The organism is bacterium (genome assembly GCA_023150945.1).
In the GTDB taxonomy this organism is placed as follows: Bacteria; Zhuqueibacterota; Zhuqueibacteria; order Zhuqueibacterales; family Zhuqueibacteraceae; genus Coneutiohabitans.
Genome location: JAKLJX010000019.1, coordinates 47,315 through 64,822, shown reverse-complemented (window position 1 = coordinate 64,822; position 17,508 = coordinate 47,315). Strand labels below are relative to the sequence as shown.

Below are 17,508 nucleotides of genomic sequence, written 5' to 3'. Positions count from 1 at the left end.
GAACTTACGTTGCCGGACGGCGGGCCTCAGTTCGTTTGCCGTCGGCCGCCGCTCACCAGCTCGCGGTATTTTTCAAACTGGCGGCGGGCCTCGTCGAACTTGCCCTGGCGCTTGAGCGCCTGCGTCAACAATTCGTAACCCGTGATTTCTTCCCGCAACTCGAGTTGGTCGGCGGCAGCCAGCGCCAGACGGGCAAACTCCTCGGCGCGTTTGGGATCGTTGGCCGCCAAGCGGGCAAGCTCCAGGTAGCTTTTGGCACGGTAGTTCCAGTCGATCTCCGCTGCTTGCTGAAAATAGGCGAGCGCCGTGGTGAACTTGCGTGCGGCCAGCATTTTCTGGCCCTGATTGAAGCACATGGCGCCGTAGGTATCGCGAAATTTTTGTGCCATACTGTCCGTGTTGGTTGTGGTCTCCTTGACGACTACCTGCATGGCGAGCAGGGCTTTGTCGGGTTGGTTGAGATGATTGAATTCCAGCGTGGCGAGACGCCAGGTCATCTCCTGGCGCGTGCGGCTGGTCTTGAGCATGGGCAGTAGCCGCGCCATGCCGGCAGCGGCTTCGGCGTGCTTCTGCTGATCGACCAGGCCGAGCAGCGTGTCGCGGGCCTCGGCAGCCGCGATGTTGCCGTCGTCCCAGTTGATCCAGCGCAAATTGGCCTGCGCCGCCTCACGGTTTTGGGAATTCTGCGCGAAGGTCACGGCGCGCTGCAGCACCGCCAGCGCGGAATCCGCCTGCCGCATCTTGATGTAGCATTCCCCTTGATAATAAAGATAGAGAAAGCGCTGGCTACTGTCGGTGGCCGCGGCGATGTTGCGTTCCGTCAGCGGCTCATGCGGCGGAACTCCGAAAACCGCGGTGGCCGCCAGCACGCGCTCGGCTTGCTGAAAATTTTGCAGCGCCGGCTGGTATTCCTGCAGGGCAAAGTAGCAATCCGCCAGGCGGGCAAAGAGTCCGTGCTGATCCTTTTGCACGCGCACCAGCGACTCCAGCACTTCCGCGGCCTTGCGGTGATTGCGTTCATCCAAAAAGCGCCGGGCGAGAAGTTGATAAGTGCGCGCCAGCCACAAGCGCGTGGTGGCGTCAAACGGATTCAGCCGCAGAGAAAGCTCGAAACCCGCGCGCGCGGTTTCCAGAGCTTGCAAGGCCTGCCGCCGAATTTGCTCCGGCGCGGGGTCGTTTGCGGCTTTTTTGTCGAGGGCCACAGCGCGCTGCAATTCCCGGCCGGCCTCGTTGAAGCGGTTGATTGCCGCCACCGAATCCACCACCAGCGAATCCGTCCGGCCGCTGAAGATCTCCCACAGCCGATTACTCTTCTCCACCTTGGCAACGGAAGAATCGGCAATCTGCCGGGCCTGCTGCTGCTGTGGGTATTCGACGAACAGCGTTTTCGCAGTGGAATCGGCGGCAGCAGCGACGCTGCTGTCGACGCCGGCGGGCACCAACAGAGGCGCGGCGCGCTGGCCCAGCTTGCCGGAACGGCTGCCGGCGCAGGCGGTCAACAACAAGGCCGCCAACAGCGCCAGCGCGGCCCGGGAGTTCCATTGCACTGCGTAGTTGCATCTCGTGAAATATTGGCGTTGCTGCGACATTCTGCTATTTCCCAAATCCTTTGCCATGCTTTTCATTCGACCTCGTGCCTCACCGTCTCCCACCAGGACAGGAAGATTTGATAGAACTGTTGGGCGCGTTGATCGGAGGCCTCGCGCAGTTCCGAGCCAAAGCGATGAATCGCGCTTTGTCCGGGCACGCGCGTCAACGAGCCGACGCGCAGAAAATTGCTTTGCTTCTTGAAGCCCTGATCGATGAGATAGGTGATTTCATTGCCTTCCACCAGGCAGACGCGCACTTCGTAAGTGGCATCCACGCACAGCAGAAAAATCTCGAAACGCCGCTCACCCACCATGAGCGTCTCGGAGGTCGTCAGATTCCCGGGTTGATAGCCCATGAAGCGGTCAACGACTTCCGCCAGGTCGCGCGGGTTTTTGCGCATCCATTCGGCGAGGGCTTTGTAGATGGGCGTGAAGCTGCGGTAATTGCCGCCAAAGTCTTGCAGGTTCTTCAATTCCACTTTGGCTGCGGCGGCGCCGGTGCCATTCCTGGCGCCGCGGCCGGTGCCACCGCTGCCCGGCAATCCCAACCCCGCATCGCCCCCGCCGGCACCCAGGCCCTGGCCCAATCCGGCCTCGCCGGCGCCGCCCGTGCCGACGCGAATGCCTTCGCCGGTGGCACTCTTGCCGCCGAAACCTCGACTGCGGCCCTCGCCAGGCAACGCGGTTTCCAAATCGGTTCCGCCGAGATCGAGGCCGCCGCTGCCCAATTCGGTATCCCAGGAGGCTGCGAGATCCGTGCGGCCCACGGCCGGCGTGCCGGTCACTGTCCCTCGTCCTGCACCTGAAAGTTTTGGTTGTGAGAGATTCGGCTGGCCCATGCCGAGATCGCCCAACTCGGCGGCGAGGTCGATGCGCCGGGGCACGCCCATGGTGCCGCCACCCGGCTCCGCCAGCACGCGGCCCACGCCCACCGGCTGCGAGCTTGATCCGCCACCGCCCGGTGCGCCGGCTTCAGCCGGAAGAGCAACGGTCTCCTTCTGCAAATTCACCTTCTGCGCCAGCTCGGGATAAAGCTGAATACGCACCACCCGCGCTGGCTCTTCCTCAGGAAAGAAGTAAGTGTAGCCCCGCAGTGCGGCCAGCATCGTGAGATGCAAGGCACTGGCGATGGCGAGCCCCCACGCCACATACCTGCGGTAGTTTTGCTTGAGCTCGGGCGCGCCATATTTGAAAAACGAAATGACACCGGGGTCCAGCATGACCATGTCCTGAGATTATGAAGTCGCCTGAGAATCAATTCTCAGGTTGCTACCGGAAGTCGCTTAAAAGCGACTCGTCAGGCGCCCATGTCCAGTCGGCTTCAGCCGACTTGTGCTAACAGGCTGCGATTTGAATCGCTGCTCGCTCACCACGCGCCCATGTCCAGTCGGCTTCAGCCGACTTGCGCTAACAGGCTGCGATTTGAATCGCTGCTCTCACCACGCGCCCATGGCCAGTCGGCTTCAGCCGACTTGCGCTAACAGGCTGCGATCTGAATCGCTGCTCTCACCACGCGCCCATGGCCAGTCGGCTTCTGCCGGCTTGTGCTAACAGGCTGCGATTTGAATCGCTGCTTGAATCGCTGCTTGAATTCACCGATGCAAAATCACCTCAACCGCATCCGCCGGCGCCGCGCCCGCCTCGAGCTTGCGCTTCACCTCGATCTTCACCGTGCGTTGCAGCTTGCGCACATAGAGCCGGCGCTGCGGCGATTTGCCCAGCGCACCCTCGGCGCCCTCCCAAGTGAGATAGTAGTAGTAAAATCCCGGCGCCACCACTTTGCCGTTCTTCGCCTGCCAATTCCACACAATCTGATTGGGTAAACGGCCGTGGCCGGCGAGGCGCCATACCGGCTCGCCGGCGGCAGTTTCGACCACCAACTCCCAGCGCTGCGGCGGCGTGTAGAAATTCGCGCTGGTGATTTGAAACACCGCCGCCGAGGGCGAAAGTGAAACGCGTTCTTCCTGCGGCAGGATGGCGCTGCGTCCGAGGCGGCGATGGAAGCGCAGACTATCCTGCACACTGGTGAAGCGCGGCAGGCCAACCTGCAATTCACCCAGCGCGGATTTGCCGAGATAGTTCTTCAACGCCAGCGCGCGCGGCATTGCTCGCGGATTGGCCACAATCGTCGCTGCTGTGGCCGGGGTTTGCATCAAGCTGCGCGAGAGCTGGCCCAGCGTCTGCCGGTAGAAGGTCGAATAGCTGCCGGCTAGCTGCGCACTGGTGTCGGTGAGGGCAATGACGCTCACCGGCGTCACCGCAGGAAGGGCTTGCAGCGTGGTGTCGAGACTGCCGAGATCATACACCGAGAGCGCGGCGAGCGCATGCGTCGGCACATCGGGCGCGATGATGCGCTCCAGGCGCTGCGACACAATGTGCATCTCCTCGGCTTCGGCCTTGACCAACGCGCGCGCCGTGGTCAGGAAATAGTCCGGGGAAGCCTCGAAGGGATAATCGAACTGCGGCGCCGGCTCGATCCTGGGCAGCCGCAGCACGCGATCGAATTCCAGCACAAAAGCAAACTCATGCGAGCCGGTGGTGTTGCCGGCCAGCTCGTTGCTGGGATAATCGAAGAGGTAGTTCAAGCTCACCGGGCCGTAAATGCGGCCGCGGCCCTCGATCTGCCAGCCGCGCTGATCGCGGCTGAAACGCGCAAAGCCCAGGTCAGGCCGGCTCCATTCCACGAAGCCGCCGGTGTGCGCCGCGCCGCGTTCACGCGTGTTGATCAACGAAGTCTGCACATTGCCGAGTTGCAGATTCAGCGCAAAATGATTCGCGGCCTGCCAGCGCAGCGCGGGCTCACCCAACGCCAGGTTGGGCTGGTTAAGATGATCGCGGCTGAGAGCAAGCGAGACAAACGGCAGCGGCCGCAGAGTCACGCCGACACCGACATCGAGCGCGCTTTTACTCTTGCCGTTGGCAAAGACCGGATCGTTGGCATCCAGCAAAACAAATTCACTTTGATCATAGCTGCGTGTGAGCACACCTGCTTTCACACCCACCGCCACCAGCGGCGACAGCCGACGGCTCACCGCCACACTGGCATAGGTTTGACTGTAAAGCGGCAGCGACAGGTTTTGCGCGTGTCCGGCAAAGGCCAGTTCCTGCGGCAGCCAGCGCGGCAGCACCAGCGAAATGTAGTTCAACCGGAAGCGGGAAGCCGCACCCTCGATGAAGCCGAGATGATAGAAGCGCATGCCGGCCTGCAGCATGCTGCGCTGGTAACTCATCGCAGCGGGATTGCTCAGACTGGCATGGCCGCTCCAGAGGTCGAGCGGCCGGGGCTCGAGCAGAGTCTGCGCCGGCGCGGCGGCCACGAGCAGCGCCACCAACAGGAGGGCGGAGGTTTTTCGTGCAAGCGTCATCTGTCGTTCTAGTGAATTCACTCGATTTTTCCGTGTCATCCAGCATTCGTACAAGTGATCCCTCGAGAGGTCATGCCGGCGAATCAGGTGGAATGTTTCGCACTGTGCTCGAGTCTTCACAGAATCCCTGCAAGATGACGGTGGCGGTGGATATGCTTCTCAAGAGAGCAGTCACTGCCAGATTTCAGACAAGCTGAAACCTTGATCCTTACCTTGCCAGCACGACATAGCCCGACGCAACCTTCCGGCCGCCAGCCGTGAGCAAATAAAGATACGGGCCGGGGTATTGCTGCGCGCCGCTTTCATTGGCGCCGTTCCAGCGGTATTCCCGGCCGCCGCTCGCTTTGAAGGAACGCAACAACTCGCCGCGCAGGCCGAAGATGCGCAGCTCCAACTCTTCGCCGGCAAAATCCCGCAAGTCGAAGATGACTTCATCATTGTAGCCGTCGGCATTGGGCGTGAAGGGATTCGGCGCCACGGTCAGCGCACCGGCCTCCACCATCACCTCCAGCCGCAACACGTTGTTCGCCTTGTTGATCTCAGGAATGCGATTATCAATATCGACGCGCGCTTCCAGTGTTTGGCGGCCAGTCTCGGCGAAAACAACATCCCGCACAAAGCTGACACGGCGGTCACGGCCCAAACCGTTGAGCGTGGTGTCAGCAAGCAAGGCATTATTGAGAAACAGACCGGCGCGAAACGATTCCGCCACCGGCGCGAGCGAATCGCCGAACACCACGGTGACCGTCAGGGCCTGATTGCGTTTGATCGTGGTGGCATTGCGCGTCAGCGTCTGCACGAACAAATCCGGCAGGCGCTTGATCACGTCGATCGGCACGGTGAGGCTCGCAGTCAGCGGCCCGGCATTCGCCTGCTCGGTGGCGACAAAAATCGCGCGGTAAGCGCCGGCACTGCCGAACGCCGGCCGCCAGGTGAAAGTGCCGCGGCCATTGCCCTGCGGAGCAAAAGCGCTGCCCGGCGGCAGGCTGGTCGCCGCGAGCGTCACTTCTGCACCTTCGGGATCTCGTGCGGCAACGGTGAAGGTGAGCAACTCTTCTTCAAAGACCACAAAGGCGCCGAGCGAATCGAACACCGGCGCATCATTCACCGGCGTGACCAGCACGATGACGGCCAGCGTATCCGCAAAGAAGCCATCGGATGCGATAATGGTGAAAGAGGTATTGCCGTCGCCCTCGCGCGGCGTGCCGCGCACGGTATCGCCGATCGCTGCCAGCCAGCGTGGCAAGTTCAGAAATCGGAACGCCGGTTGCGACCCATCGGGATCGCTGGCGGTGGCAAGGTAGATCGCCTCGACGTCCTCGGTGGCACGCAGTGTATCCGGCGAGGTGATCACCGGCGCGCTCGATGAGCCACAGCCGCGGAAATACACCTTGAGCAACGGCTGGCTGGGATCGGAAGTGCGAATCCGCAGGCTGTCGCTGAATGCGCCCAGCCGGTCGGGACGAAAGGCAAAGGAGGCTCTCACCGCGGCATTGGGCGCGAGGCGCAAGCCGTTCAAATTGGTCAAGGCGATGAAGTTGTTCGTGCTCGTGGCTGCGCCCAGGATTTCCAGCTCGTAGTTGCCGCGATTTTCGAGAATCAACTCCCGAATCGAAGTGGCGCCCGGCGGCACGCACCCGAAGTCGATCTCGGTTTGCGGCAGATGGAGCAGCGGGCGGACGCCGCGGCCTTGCAGGACAATGGCGCAGCTTTCGGAGGTGTTGAGATAGTCATTCAACTTGAGCAGCAAGATCGCGGTGTAGGGCAGGGTGTCGCTGGGCGCGAATTCCAAGCGAATCGGTACGATTTCGCCGGCCGGCAGCGAACCGCGCACCGGCAGCAGGCGGAAATGAATGCTGTCGCTGAGCGTGGCCGTGAACAGGAAATCGAGTGAAGTCGGATTCGCCAGAAAATAGGTTGCCAGCCCGGTACCGCCCACCGGCACCGCACCGAAATCAATGGTGGTGACCGGCGTGCCCAGGGAATCCACCAAACCGCAGGGCGTGACCCGCTGGCCGCCGTTGCGATAGATGACGAGCTGATTGTCGAGATAGTTGGAAACCACGAAGTCATTGTCGCCGTCGCGATCAACATCGAATGCCGCAATCGCCTTGGCGCTGTGCACGGAATCCAGTTCGGCAACGGCAGCAGGATGCAACGGCGCATTGTCGGCATTGCGCAGCCACGCCACGCCATCTTCCCAAAAACGGGTGAAGAGAATGTCAAGATCGCGATCGGGCTGGTAAGGCGAAGCCGGCGTGCTTGCGTCGAGAGAATCGACATCGCAGAGGACAAAGGATTGTGCCCGGCCGTTGAGTGTCAGGCTCTGCACCGCTGTGAAGGTGCCGTTGCCGGCGTTCCATGCAATCACCGCAACCTCAGAGCTGCCCGCGGCCGCGGCGCCGGAGGGTTTGCCGAGAAACGGCAGATCCGATCCCAGCACCACGAGTTCGCGGCGGCCGTCGCCCACGGCATTCGCGCCGCGGCCGGCGAGGTCGCCGGTTTTCAAATCGACGGGCGTGAGCGCCACTGCCACCGTGCCGGCAGCGGAAAAAGTGCCGGCAGCATCATTGCGAAAAATCGTGAGAGCGCGGCTGCCGCTGTTGGCCACGGCGAGATCGAGATCATTGTCACCGTCGAAATCCCAGGCGGTGACTTTGTTGGGCGCCGCGCCCACCGCCAGTCGTTGGGATTCGCTGAAGAAGCCGAGACTGTCGTTGCGCATGAGCGCCAGCCGGTCGCTGCCCGACAAGGTCAGAGCGAGATCGAGATCGCCATCACCATCAAAGTCCTGGGCAATGAGATCGCTGGGATGCTCGCCGGTGTCAAACACGCGCGGCGCGCTGAAACCGAAAATGCCGTCGCCGATGAACACCTGCACGGTGTTGCTGTTGAAATTCGCGACGGCAAGATCCAGCCGGCCGTCGCTGTTGAAATCTGCGGCCGCCGCACTCGCCGGCGTGGATTGCGTCGCCAGCGTCCGCTTCATCGCCACCAACGCCGCGCCTGCGGTTTGCTGAAAGACATTCTGCAGCAGCGTGATTTGATGCGAGCCGCGATGCACCACGGCCAAATCCACGAAGCCGTCGTTGTCGAAATCCGCGGGCAGTATCTGCGTCGGCTCCTGGCTGCGTTCAGCGCTGAGGTCGATCACCGCCGGTTCGAAGCGCGCCGTGCCCAGCGGTGTGGCCACGAGAAACCGCCACACCAGCGGCTGTGCCAGCGTGCTGCCGGAGCGGCTGCGCAGCGGCCGGCGCAGCACCACCGTCACTTCTTCGCCTTCGATGAAACTTTGAAAAGGCGTAAAGGACAACTGATTGGCGAAAGCATCATAGCTGAGCGCGCCGGCATACTCCCCGCGATAACTGCCCCACACCCGCAACGGTCGCAGCGGAAGTGCGGTCTCGTCGAGCGCCTGGTCAAAAGTCACTCGCACACTGGCGTTGGGGGTCGCATGCAGATCGTCTGCCGGTGGAGAAACCGCAAGCACGCGCAACTGCGCCGCGGCGGCGGTAGCGGAGAGCAACACCGCCAGCAGGGCTGCGCCGGCGCGCGGGAGGCAATGCCGACGCGATTGGCGAAACGCGCGGCGGATGGAACTCGGGCGGAAATCGGACATTCTCATTCGATGCTTCCCTGCAACTGTTGAAGCTGCGCTTTCAGCCGTTCGACTTCAGCGGTGCGGCCCAGCGCTTGTTCGGCAATCAGGAGATTTTTTACGGCTTCCACATCAGCGGGCTGGCTGAGCAGCAGCCGCGTGTACCATTTGGCCATGGCCGCAAAATCACCGAGCTGCCAGGCACAATCGCCGAGATAACGCAGCACGTCTTTGTTGCCGCGCTCCAGGCGGGCGGCCTCTTCGAACTGGAGGGCGGCGCTGCGGTAATCGCCGCGGCGATAGTAGTGGCCGCCGAGCGCGGCAAAATCCTCCACACTCATGGAGAGCAGCAGCAGCCGTTTGAGCGCGGCTTCTGCAGCGGCGTTGAGCGAATCGCTGTGGGCGGCGCCGGCCATACGCTCGAGCGCGAGCGCGGCGGCGCGCAAGGCGGACAAGTCATCGCGGAACCGCCGCAGGATTTCTTCGCTGAGGGCGATGGTCTCCGGGTAACGTCCGCTGTCAAAATGCAGGCGCAACAAAGCATGCCGGGAATCGAGATCGTCAGGGTCGAGGCGGCGCGCCTGCTCAAAGGCCGCACGCGCTTCATTGCGTTGCTGATTCGCCAGCAGCGCGGCGCCCAGCAGCGGATAGGCCGCGTGGCGCTCGGGCAGAATCGCGACGGCATGACGCAACGCAACGACCGCTTCGGGAATCTGTGTCAGCGCCAGCGAACGGACGCCTTCATTGTAATTTTCCCGCCAGTATTTCTCTTTGAGATTGAGCGCGGCCTCGCGCCAGCGGCGATCCTGCTCTTCCACGTGCGCCAGGGCCGTCACCATGTCGGCGAATTTCTTTTGGCTGCCTTGCAGCTCAGCAAGCCAGAAGCGTGCCCGGGCATCATTGGGGTGGTCCTGGAGATGGCGCAACAGCGCGATTTCCGATTTGTCCGGCTGGCCGCTGCGCTCAAAGAACTCGGCTTGCTTAAGCAATTGATTTTGACAGGCGGTGGTGAAGAGGGCGAGCGCACACAGCAACGCTGCCAGGGTTTTGATCGCTTGTGAGGCAGGCTGTTCGATGTTGAGACGGTTTTGGGTCATTACCAAATCGCAATGATGAAAAGGCCAAGCAGCACGAATCCGCGTTTGCTCCAAACCGCGGCAATTGTTTTCAGCGGATTTTGGAGAGATTCGTGAACGGGATGTAACAATTGCCCTGGTCTTGCCAGCCAATGCGTGCGAGACCGCCGCGAAAAAAGGCAAATACCATACCGATAGTCACATCATTTCGACAGCCGGCGAACGCCAGGGCGACTGTGAGGCATTTTGAACAATGATTATCTTGACTCGCGCGTTATTTTTTATTATTCTTGCGCCGCCGGACAAATGTCGCGATGACGTGCCGGCGCGCGCGAAGATACTCCCTCCTCCGGATTGAAATCATGATTCACTTACGCGAAGATCAGCCCGCGCATGTAAAGGACAATTCGTAACCGTCTGCAAAACGGCGGGTTCTCCCCTCAGGACGAAGGCCGTCTTCAAAAAGGGACTCGAGTTCTCGAAATTAGGGAAGAAAGATGCGCAAAGATGACAAGCGTTTTGCCGAGGCAGAGCAACTGTGGGAAGACGGGGAGTTTGAGAAGGCGATGGCCATCTATCAAACCATCCTGGCCGACGACAACATCCCCACCATGGCGCGTGCCATAGTGTGCGAATACATCGGCCGCCTTTACATCGGCGCGGGAGAGATTGCCGCCGCGGAAAAATATCTCGCTGCCGCCGTCAAGATGAATCCGGAGGGCGTCGAGCATTACGTGCAACTGGCCAACTGCCTGTGCCTGGCCGGCCGGCAGGAAGAAGCGTGGGAGATGATTCAAAAGCTCTATCAGCGTTTTCCGGAGCATCCCGCCGCCATTCACTACCTGGGCAAAATGCTCGACGAGCGCGGCGAGCACGAGCGCGGCTTTGATTTGATGAAGCAGGCGATCAAACTCGATCCCACCAACGAACGCTTTCTGGCAGACCTGTCCTTCGCCTACATGATGCGCGGCAATGCCGGCGCCGCGATGATTTGCAGCGAAGAAGCCATGGCGCTCAAACCGGATGATGAAGTCGTGCAATTCATCCACGAAGTTGCCCGCGAATTCGAGAAACAGGAAAACGCGAAGCGTCACAAGGCGCGCTCCACCGCCCGCACACAGCCTCCCAAGCTCCGCCAGCCGAAACGCAAAGCCTCGCACCTTTAACCGATTGGGCCGTCGCGCCTGTGGCTTTCGGCGCGGCCAAGCGCTCCCTCCCCGCGGATAAAGTTAAAACGCTGCAACAAAACCGCTCCGGTCTGCCTTGCTCGGCAATGGCATTGCATTTGTAAGGCCAAGATTTCAAATCCTGCAAATGCCGCTCATCCCGGCGAAAGAAATCGTGCCGCCTGCCGCAAATCCCGGCGCGCACATCGATCAAACAAACCTGGCCTCATGGCAAACCGGACCAAACTGTTGGTGGCCGACGACGAGCGCGTCGTGCGGCACGTCTGCCAATTGACCCTGGAGCGCAGCGACTGCGAAGTGCTGGCCGCCGAAAACGGCCTGCTCGCGCTGGAATTGTTGCGCACTCACCCCGGCGTGGAAATCGTGCTCACCGATCTCAAGATGCCCGCGATGGACGGCATGGAGTTGCTCAAAGCCGTCAAGCGCGATTTTCCCCATCTCGAAGTAATTATCATGACCGGTTACGCCACCATCGAAGTCGCGGTGGCCGCGCTCAAGCAGGGCGCGTTCGATTTCCTGCTCAAGCCGCTCAAGGCGGATCAAATCCGGCTGGCGGTCGCCAAATGCCGCGAGAAAATCCACCTCAGCCAGGAAAACTTGCTGCTGAAGCGCGCCAACGAAAAACTGCGCGAACTGCAGGTGATGAAAGACAAATTCATTGCCATCGCCTCCCACGAGCTGCGCACGCCGGTCAGTCATCTCAAGGGCTATCTCGCCATTCTCAGCGAGGCCCGGCAAAACGAGCTGAGCGAAGCGGAACGGGCGGAATGCATGCAAGTGTTGCACGCCGCGGTCGCGGACGTCGAGCAGATCGTCACCGACATGACCAATCTTCTTTACCTCGAGCACAAAGTCTGGCAGCTCCGCCGCGAGCGCGTCGACCTGCCGGCGGTCATCACCCAAGTGGTGCAAGAATTCCGGCTGGCCGCGCGCGCGCGCAACCAAAATGTGAATTGGCAGGCCGCCGGCAGAAACTGCAGCCTCGCCGCTGATCGCCTCAAGATCAAACTCATGCTCGCCGAGCTGGTGCAAAACGCGATTAAGTTCACGCCCGACGGCGGCACGATCGACATTGCGCTGACGCACGACCATGAGTTTTGGGTGATCACCGTGAAGGACAGCGGGGTGGGTATTGCCACGGAGGAATTAGGCAGGATTTTCGAAAAATTCTACGAAGTGCAAAACACCGATCTGCACAGCTCGAGCGCCACGGGATTTTTGGGCGGCGGCTTGGGGATTGGGCTGCCGCTGGCGCGCGCGATCGCCGAGGCGCACGGCGGCGGCATCAAAGTCACCAGCGTGCCGCAACAAGGCTCCGCGTTTCACGTGCTGCTGCCCATGGCGCCAATCGATTCGCCCGCGCTGTCGGCAGAACCGCGCTTTGCGAGACTCGTCCCCCAATCAGAAGCAAATCTCTCTCATCGCTTCTGAACTCCATTTTGCCCACCAAAGCAAAATCCCACCGAAAAAACACAGATTGCTTCGATGGGATTCCAGTTGAGTCGACAGCGTTTCTAAGTGCGCCACTCTGTGTTTGATGATGCCGGCGTCTCCCGGGTTGGGGCGCCGGCAATACTTTCCTCATCGCCAAAGCGCAGCGCGGATCTGCCGCTCCGATCGGCGCCTACTTCACTTCCACGATCACCGTCGCGCCCTGCCCGCCGCCGATGCAGGCCGAGGCCAGGCCGTATTTCTGCCGGCGCCGGCGCAGCTCGTGCAGAATCGTCAGCGTCAAGCGCGTGCCGCTGGCCGCGAGCGGATGGCCAATGGCAATCGCGCCGCCGTTGACATTGGTGGTCGCGCGATTCAATCCCAACTCTTTTTCGACCGCCAGGTATTGCGGCGCAAACGCTTCGTTGATTTCCACCAAATCCATCGCCTTCAATTGGAGGCCGGCACGTTGCAGCGCTTGCCGGCTGGCCGGCACCGGTCCAATACCCATCAAACTCGGCTCCACCCCGGCGAAACCCCAACTCACCAGCCGGCCGAGCGGCTGCAAACCGCGCTGGGCCGCCGCCGTTGCCGTCATCATGACCATGGCCGCCGCACCGTCAACCATGCCGCTGGCATTGCCCGCGGTGATGGTGCCGTCTTTCTTGAAATAAGGCGCGAGCTTCGACAAGATTTCGAGGGTGGTGTCGGGGCGGGGATGTTCGTCGCGCTGAAAGTGTGTGACGCTGCCTTTCTTGCCGGGCAATTCGGCCGGTACGACTTCCTCCTGGAAGAGGCCGCGCTCCCAGGCGGCGGCGGCCCGCTGCTGACTTTGCAGGGCAAACTCGTCGCAAGCCAGCCGGCTGATGCCATGCTTGTCCGCGAGATTTTCCGCGGTCTGCGCCATGGTGAAGCCGCATTGTGCGTCCAGCAGCGATTCCCACAAGTAATCTTCGAGCTTGCCGGCATTCAATCGCAGGCCCCAACGCGCGCCGCGAATGACATGCGGCGCCTGACTCATGCTTTCGGTGCCGCCCACTAAAACAACTTCCGCCTCGCCGAGCTGCAGCAAGCGCGCGCCTTGCACAATGGCTTCGAAACCCGAGCCGCACAGCCGATTCACTGTGAGTGCCGGGGTTTCGATGCGGCAGCCGGCCTGCAGACCCACGTGGCGCGCCAGGTAAATCGCATCCTGTGAGGTTTGCATGACATTGCCGAAGATCACGTGCTCGACCTCGGCGGCACTGATGCCGGCACGGGCAATCGCGGCCTTGGCGGCAATCACGCCCAACTGAGTGGCGGTCAAGTCTTTGAGCGCGCCGCCAAACGCGCCAAACGGCGTGCGCACACCGCTGAGAAAAACCACTTCCGGAGTACTCATCTTCTGCCTCGAGTTATGGTGAAAGACTGATTTCTTCTGCCTGACGCAGGCAAACGAGAAGCGTGAAAGTGCCTGGCCCGCTCGATTCGCTTGAGAAGGTCAAATCGGGTTTGTTGCTGCGCAACAACTCGCTTTGTCCAGCCGCCGCTTCTGAGAGAGAAGAGAGAAGCGAATCAATAGAATGGTTAAGACTCCCCTCTTTTGACAGGAGTGGGAAGTTGGCTCCTTGAACGGGAAATTGTTGCCTCAACCGCAAAGCAGTATTTCCAACTGATAGAAACCTTTTCCATCGCTCGGCTTGCTTCTTTCCGTTGGCAATTCTCTTTGAGTTGCTGTTTGTTCGCGCTGCGAAGTGAGCTTTTTCACTCGACCTGGTCAAGTCAGTGCCGCGCGGAGAACGTCCTCCTCAGCTCTCGTCAATTTCCGCCCGATTTCCCCAGTTCGAATGGCCGGCAAAATAACAAAAAAGCGCTTTGATGCCAAGCGAAACATTGTGCCTCATGACCCGACTCGATCACAGCGAAACCATTGCACCGAGGGGCCGGACGCCGGCGCAAGCGTCCAGACGGCCGCGATTTGTCACTCCTGACCGCGGCCGCCTGCTGCAGTAGGCCGCTTTGCTGGTAGATATATGCTTATGCAAACTGACCCGGTCGGACACGCGCCAGCGCGGTTGAACGCCCGGTCCGCCGGGCGACGCGCGCTCTCCGGCGCGCCGCCTGTTTGCACGCCAGCTCTGCACGACAAACAACCCGTCCGCTGCTCATACCGCAGGAGTTCCGCAATGCCGCGCCTCATCGTCTGCCTGCCCGTGCTGTTGCTCGCCCTCTTCACAAATCTTGCCGAAACTCTGGCGGGTGATCTGAAACGCGACCGGCAACGAGAAGAAAAAATTACCAAACTCAAAGATCTGGAACACTGGCAGCGCCTCAACCGCCCTGCCGGCAGCGCCTCTGCCGGCGCGCCCATGCCAGTGATCTTTCACGATAATTTCGAGGGGGGCGCAATGGCCTGGCAGGTCTCCGCCGGTTGGGGCAGCACCCCGCAGGAAGACGGCTTCGCCAACGCAGGGAAAAGCGACTGGCAACTCATCATCGGCAATGCCAACAGCGGCAGCCGCAGTTGGCGGGAAACCGAGGCGGCTGCGATTCAAACCGACATGTTGCTCTCGCCGGTTATCCGGCTGCCGGAGATTCTCGCGGAAACCGGCGGCAGGCTGCGTCATGTGAACCTGAGCTTTGCGCTGGATTGGGACGCACCCGATCCCGAGGCACAATTGCGGATTTACGCCGGTCGCGCGGAAACGCTGTGGGCCTTTGACAGCCGCAATCCCGGCGCCGGCCGCAGTGCCTGGCGCTGCACTGTTCCCGACACCGGCCACTACACGGAATTCCTCCGGCAGTTTCTCATCACGCCGGAAATTGATCTCACGCGCGCAGCGGAGCCGGTGCGGTTGTCGTTTCTCTATCAGTCTTTCACCGAGGCGAATTTTGATTACAACACCGTCGAAGTCTCCAGCGACAATTTTGCCGGCTACAAAACGCTGATTGCTTTCACCGGCGGCGAGGCCGGCGCTGCCTGGAAGTCCTATTCCTTGAATCTCGCCGCGTTCATCGGCACCAAAGTGAGAATCCGTTTCACCCACAGCGGCGATTTTTCCATCGTCGCGCCGGGCACCGTGTTCGCGCTCGACGAGATCAAAGTCACGGCCGGCAGCACAACGCTCTTCTCCGACAACGGCGGCGAAACCGGCGAGACGCGCATGGTGCGCGCCGGCTTTGCGCCGGGGAATCAGCTTGCCGTCTTGCAAGGCATTCCCAATCCCGCACCTGCCTGGGCCATCATCGCTCCCGGTTGGCTCGGCATTGATCTGCTCGCAGGCTCGAATGGGTCGGTGGTGCCGGGAGACAGCATTCGCCTGGGCCTGGTCTATGTTGCCTCCAAAACTTCGCTGCCACGCCGCGGCATTCAAATTGACGATATCACGGTGAGCGGCATTGCCAAGCCCGATCGCGATGTGGCCGCCGTGGAGATCGTTGCACCGTTTCCAGCCGTGGTTGGACGCGCACTGCGCTTCGGCCTCAAGGTGGCGAACACCGGACTCGAATATCAAACCAACCTCACCTGGCAGGCGACGGTGCGCGATTCCACCGGCAAGGGTGTTTTTCAGCTCAGCGGCGCATCGGCACAATTGCTCTTGCCGGACAGCACTGCCGTCATTCCGGCGCAGCAAACCTGGACGCCGGAAGCACCCGGACTCTACACCCTCACGGCTTACACTCACGCCGGCGGGGATGAAGCAGCGTTCAACGATACCACCAGCGTGCTGCAGGATGACGATGCCCGCCTGCGTGCCGGCGCCTATTCGCGACTGCTGGTACTGCCGGAGCAGCTCGTGTTTGCGGCAAATCTGGAGGAGGCGCCATTCGATTCCACTCCGGCAACTCTGCAACGCATGGGTTTGCAGGTGCAATCCCACGGCGCAGCCGGCGCGGCGACCTGGCATACCGGTCGCAGTCCGCATTATGACTTCCGTGGCGCGCTGATTCTGGCCGACGCTGCCGGACGGCACCAGGTGGAAGATCTGATTATTCCCGATCTGGACTTCAGCAACGCGGCTGCGAACGCCCGCCTGAGCTTCAAAGGCTTGGCAGCCGGCGGCGCAACCTACTCGCGCCTCGCCGTGGGAGTCAGCAGTGACAGCGGGCAGACTTGGAACGAGGTGTTCGATCAGCGCTTGGGCACGGATCCGCAAACGGGCATCAAGTACAGCGATACAACGATCGTGATTGCGCCGATGAATCCGGCGGCATTGGATCTCACGCCGCTGGCGGCCGGCCGGCGGAATGTGGCGATTCGCTTCCGCTATGAAAGTCGGGGCGACGGTTTTTGGCTCTTGTGGCAAATCGCCCTTTCAGGCCGGAGCTTGCAGCCGCCGCAGTTGCGCAGCGTTAGCGATGTTCCCGAAGACCAGGGCAAGCAGGTTCAACTCCTGTGGTCAGCGGCACCGGCTGATGACGCTGCAAGCGGTGCGGCCATCTCATACTACAGAATTTGGCGCGGCCTGCCGCAAGATACAACCGGCAAGTCTCATCGCAGCAGGGCCGCTGCCAGCCTGACCTGGGAACCGGTGGGCACGCTGCCCGCGCGCGGAGATTCGAGCTATCATTTCATCGCGCGAACACGCGGTGACGGCATCGCCACTGCGTTTTACGTTTCCGGCCACGCGGCCAACCCCGAGGTGTTTGCGAACTCCAACATTGTGAGCGGAACTTCGGTGGACAACCTGCCGCCGGCAGCGCCGCATGAGCTGGAGGCGCAAATCACCGCGGCCGGCATCACGCTGCATTGGAATCCGCCACCCAATGAGATTCCGGCGTTCTACACGATCCTGCGCAGCCATACCAGCGGTGACTATTCCAGCCCGGCGCTGGCCAACACGCGTGCGGCCTGGTACGAGGATGCAAGCGCGGCGCCGAACCAGGCCTGGTTCTATGTCGTGACGGCCACGGACAGCAGCGGTAATTCCAGCCCGCATTCCAACGAAGTGGCCGTAGTGGTGACCGGCATTGCAGCAGCGACCGGCGAGAAACCGCCGGCGACTTTTGCCTTGAGGCAGAATCACCCCAATCCCTGCAATCCCGCCACGATCATTTCCTACCAGATGCCGGAGGCCGGCGTGGTGCGGCTGCGCATTCTCAATGCGCTGGGCCAGGAGATTCGTGCGTTGGTGCTGGGCATGCAGCCGGCGGGGTATCACGCCGTGCGCTGGGATGGACTCGACCGGCACGGCCGGCTGGTGGGCAGTGGAATTTACTTTTATCATTTGGAAGCCGGAGGCTTCGCAGCCACGCGCAAGCTGGCAGTGGTGCGATAATTTT

At 61.4% G+C, this 17,508-nt stretch carries 9 protein-coding genes; 3 read left to right on the top strand and 6 right to left on the bottom strand.

Features of this window, described 5'->3' with window-relative positions:
• Nucleotides 1-26: 26 nt before the first annotated feature.
• The 5 genes from L6R21_21260 to L6R21_21240 form a co-directional block, all read right to left on the bottom strand.
• Nucleotides 27-1,589 (bottom strand): tetratricopeptide repeat protein, encoded by a 1,563-nt coding sequence (locus L6R21_21260; protein MCK6561737.1) that lies wholly within the window; start codon nt 1,587-1,589, stop codon nt 27-29.
• A 32-nt stretch (nt 1,590-1,621) separates the two neighbouring features.
• Nucleotides 1,622-2,809, bottom strand: a complete 1,188-nt coding sequence (locus L6R21_21255) for a hypothetical protein (GenBank protein MCK6561736.1) — start codon at nt 2,807-2,809, stop codon at nt 1,622-1,624.
• A gap of 372 nt (nt 2,810-3,181) precedes the next feature.
• The gene (locus tag L6R21_21250; GenBank protein ID MCK6561735.1) at nt 3,182-4,954 is read right to left on the bottom strand and encodes a type IX secretion system membrane protein PorP/SprF; all 1,773 of its coding nucleotides are present in this window, start codon (nt 4,952-4,954) and stop codon (nt 3,182-3,184) included.
• Between the two features lie 208 nt (nt 4,955-5,162).
• Nucleotides 5,163-8,579 (bottom strand): FG-GAP-like repeat-containing protein, encoded by a 3,417-nt coding sequence (locus L6R21_21245; GenBank protein ID MCK6561734.1) that lies wholly within the window; start codon nt 8,577-8,579, stop codon nt 5,163-5,165.
• Nucleotides 8,576-9,649, bottom strand: coding sequence for a tetratricopeptide repeat protein (locus tag L6R21_21240; protein ID MCK6561733.1), 1,074 nt, complete (start codon nt 9,647-9,649; stop codon nt 8,576-8,578). Before L6R21_21240 ends, L6R21_21245 begins: the two co-directional genes overlap by 4 nt.
• Before the next feature lie 476 nt (nt 9,650-10,125).
• On the opposite strand from L6R21_21240, the gene L6R21_21235 reads away from it, so the two are divergent.
• Nucleotides 10,126-10,794: a tetratricopeptide repeat protein gene (locus L6R21_21235; protein ID MCK6561732.1), complete on the top strand. Its 669-nt coding sequence runs from the start codon at nt 10,126-10,128 to the stop codon at nt 10,792-10,794.
• Between the two features lie 228 nt (nt 10,795-11,022).
• Nucleotides 11,023-12,246, top strand: coding sequence for a response regulator (locus L6R21_21230; protein MCK6561731.1), 1,224 nt, complete (start codon nt 11,023-11,025; stop codon nt 12,244-12,246).
• A 193-nt stretch (nt 12,247-12,439) separates the two neighbouring features.
• On the opposite strand, the gene L6R21_21225 is transcribed toward L6R21_21230, so the two are convergent.
• The gene (locus L6R21_21225) at nt 12,440-13,627 is read right to left on the bottom strand and encodes an acetyl-CoA C-acetyltransferase (protein MCK6561730.1); all 1,188 of its coding nucleotides are present in this window, start codon (nt 13,625-13,627) and stop codon (nt 12,440-12,442) included.
• Between the two features lie 784 nt (nt 13,628-14,411).
• Here L6R21_21225 and L6R21_21220 point away from each other — a divergent pair.
• Nucleotides 14,412-17,504 carry a choice-of-anchor J domain-containing protein gene (locus L6R21_21220; GenBank protein ID MCK6561729.1) on the top strand — a complete coding sequence of 1,031 codons (3,093 nt, stop codon included), beginning with the start codon at nt 14,412-14,414 and terminating at the stop codon, nt 17,502-17,504.
• Nucleotides 17,505-17,508 lie beyond the last annotated feature (4 nt).

Bases quoted from the DNA above. Each gene is read 5' to 3' on its own strand.
- L6R21_21220 (MCK6561729.1), top strand. From the start codon at position 14,412: ATGCCGCGCCTCATCGTCTGCCTGCCCGTGCTGTTGCTCGCCCTCTTC.
- L6R21_21245 (MCK6561734.1), bottom strand. From the start codon at position 8,579: ATGAGAATGTCCGATTTCCGCCCGAGTTCCATCCGCCGCGCGTTTCGC.
- L6R21_21230 (MCK6561731.1), top strand. From the start codon at position 11,023: ATGGCAAACCGGACCAAACTGTTGGTGGCCGACGACGAGCGCGTCGTG.
- L6R21_21255 (MCK6561736.1), bottom strand. From the start codon at position 2,809: ATGCTGGACCCCGGTGTCATTTCGTTTTTCAAATATGGCGCGCCCGAG.
- L6R21_21225 (MCK6561730.1), bottom strand. From the start codon at position 13,627: ATGAGTACTCCGGAAGTGGTTTTTCTCAGCGGTGTGCGCACGCCGTTT.
- L6R21_21235 (MCK6561732.1), top strand. From the start codon at position 10,126: ATGCGCAAAGATGACAAGCGTTTTGCCGAGGCAGAGCAACTGTGGGAA.
- L6R21_21250 (MCK6561735.1), bottom strand. From the start codon at position 4,954: ATGACGCTTGCACGAAAAACCTCCGCCCTCCTGTTGGTGGCGCTGCTC.
- L6R21_21240 (MCK6561733.1), bottom strand. From the start codon at position 9,649: ATGACCCAAAACCGTCTCAACATCGAACAGCCTGCCTCACAAGCGATC.
- L6R21_21260 (MCK6561737.1), bottom strand. From the start codon at position 1,589: ATGTCGCAGCAACGCCAATATTTCACGAGATGCAACTACGCAGTGCAA.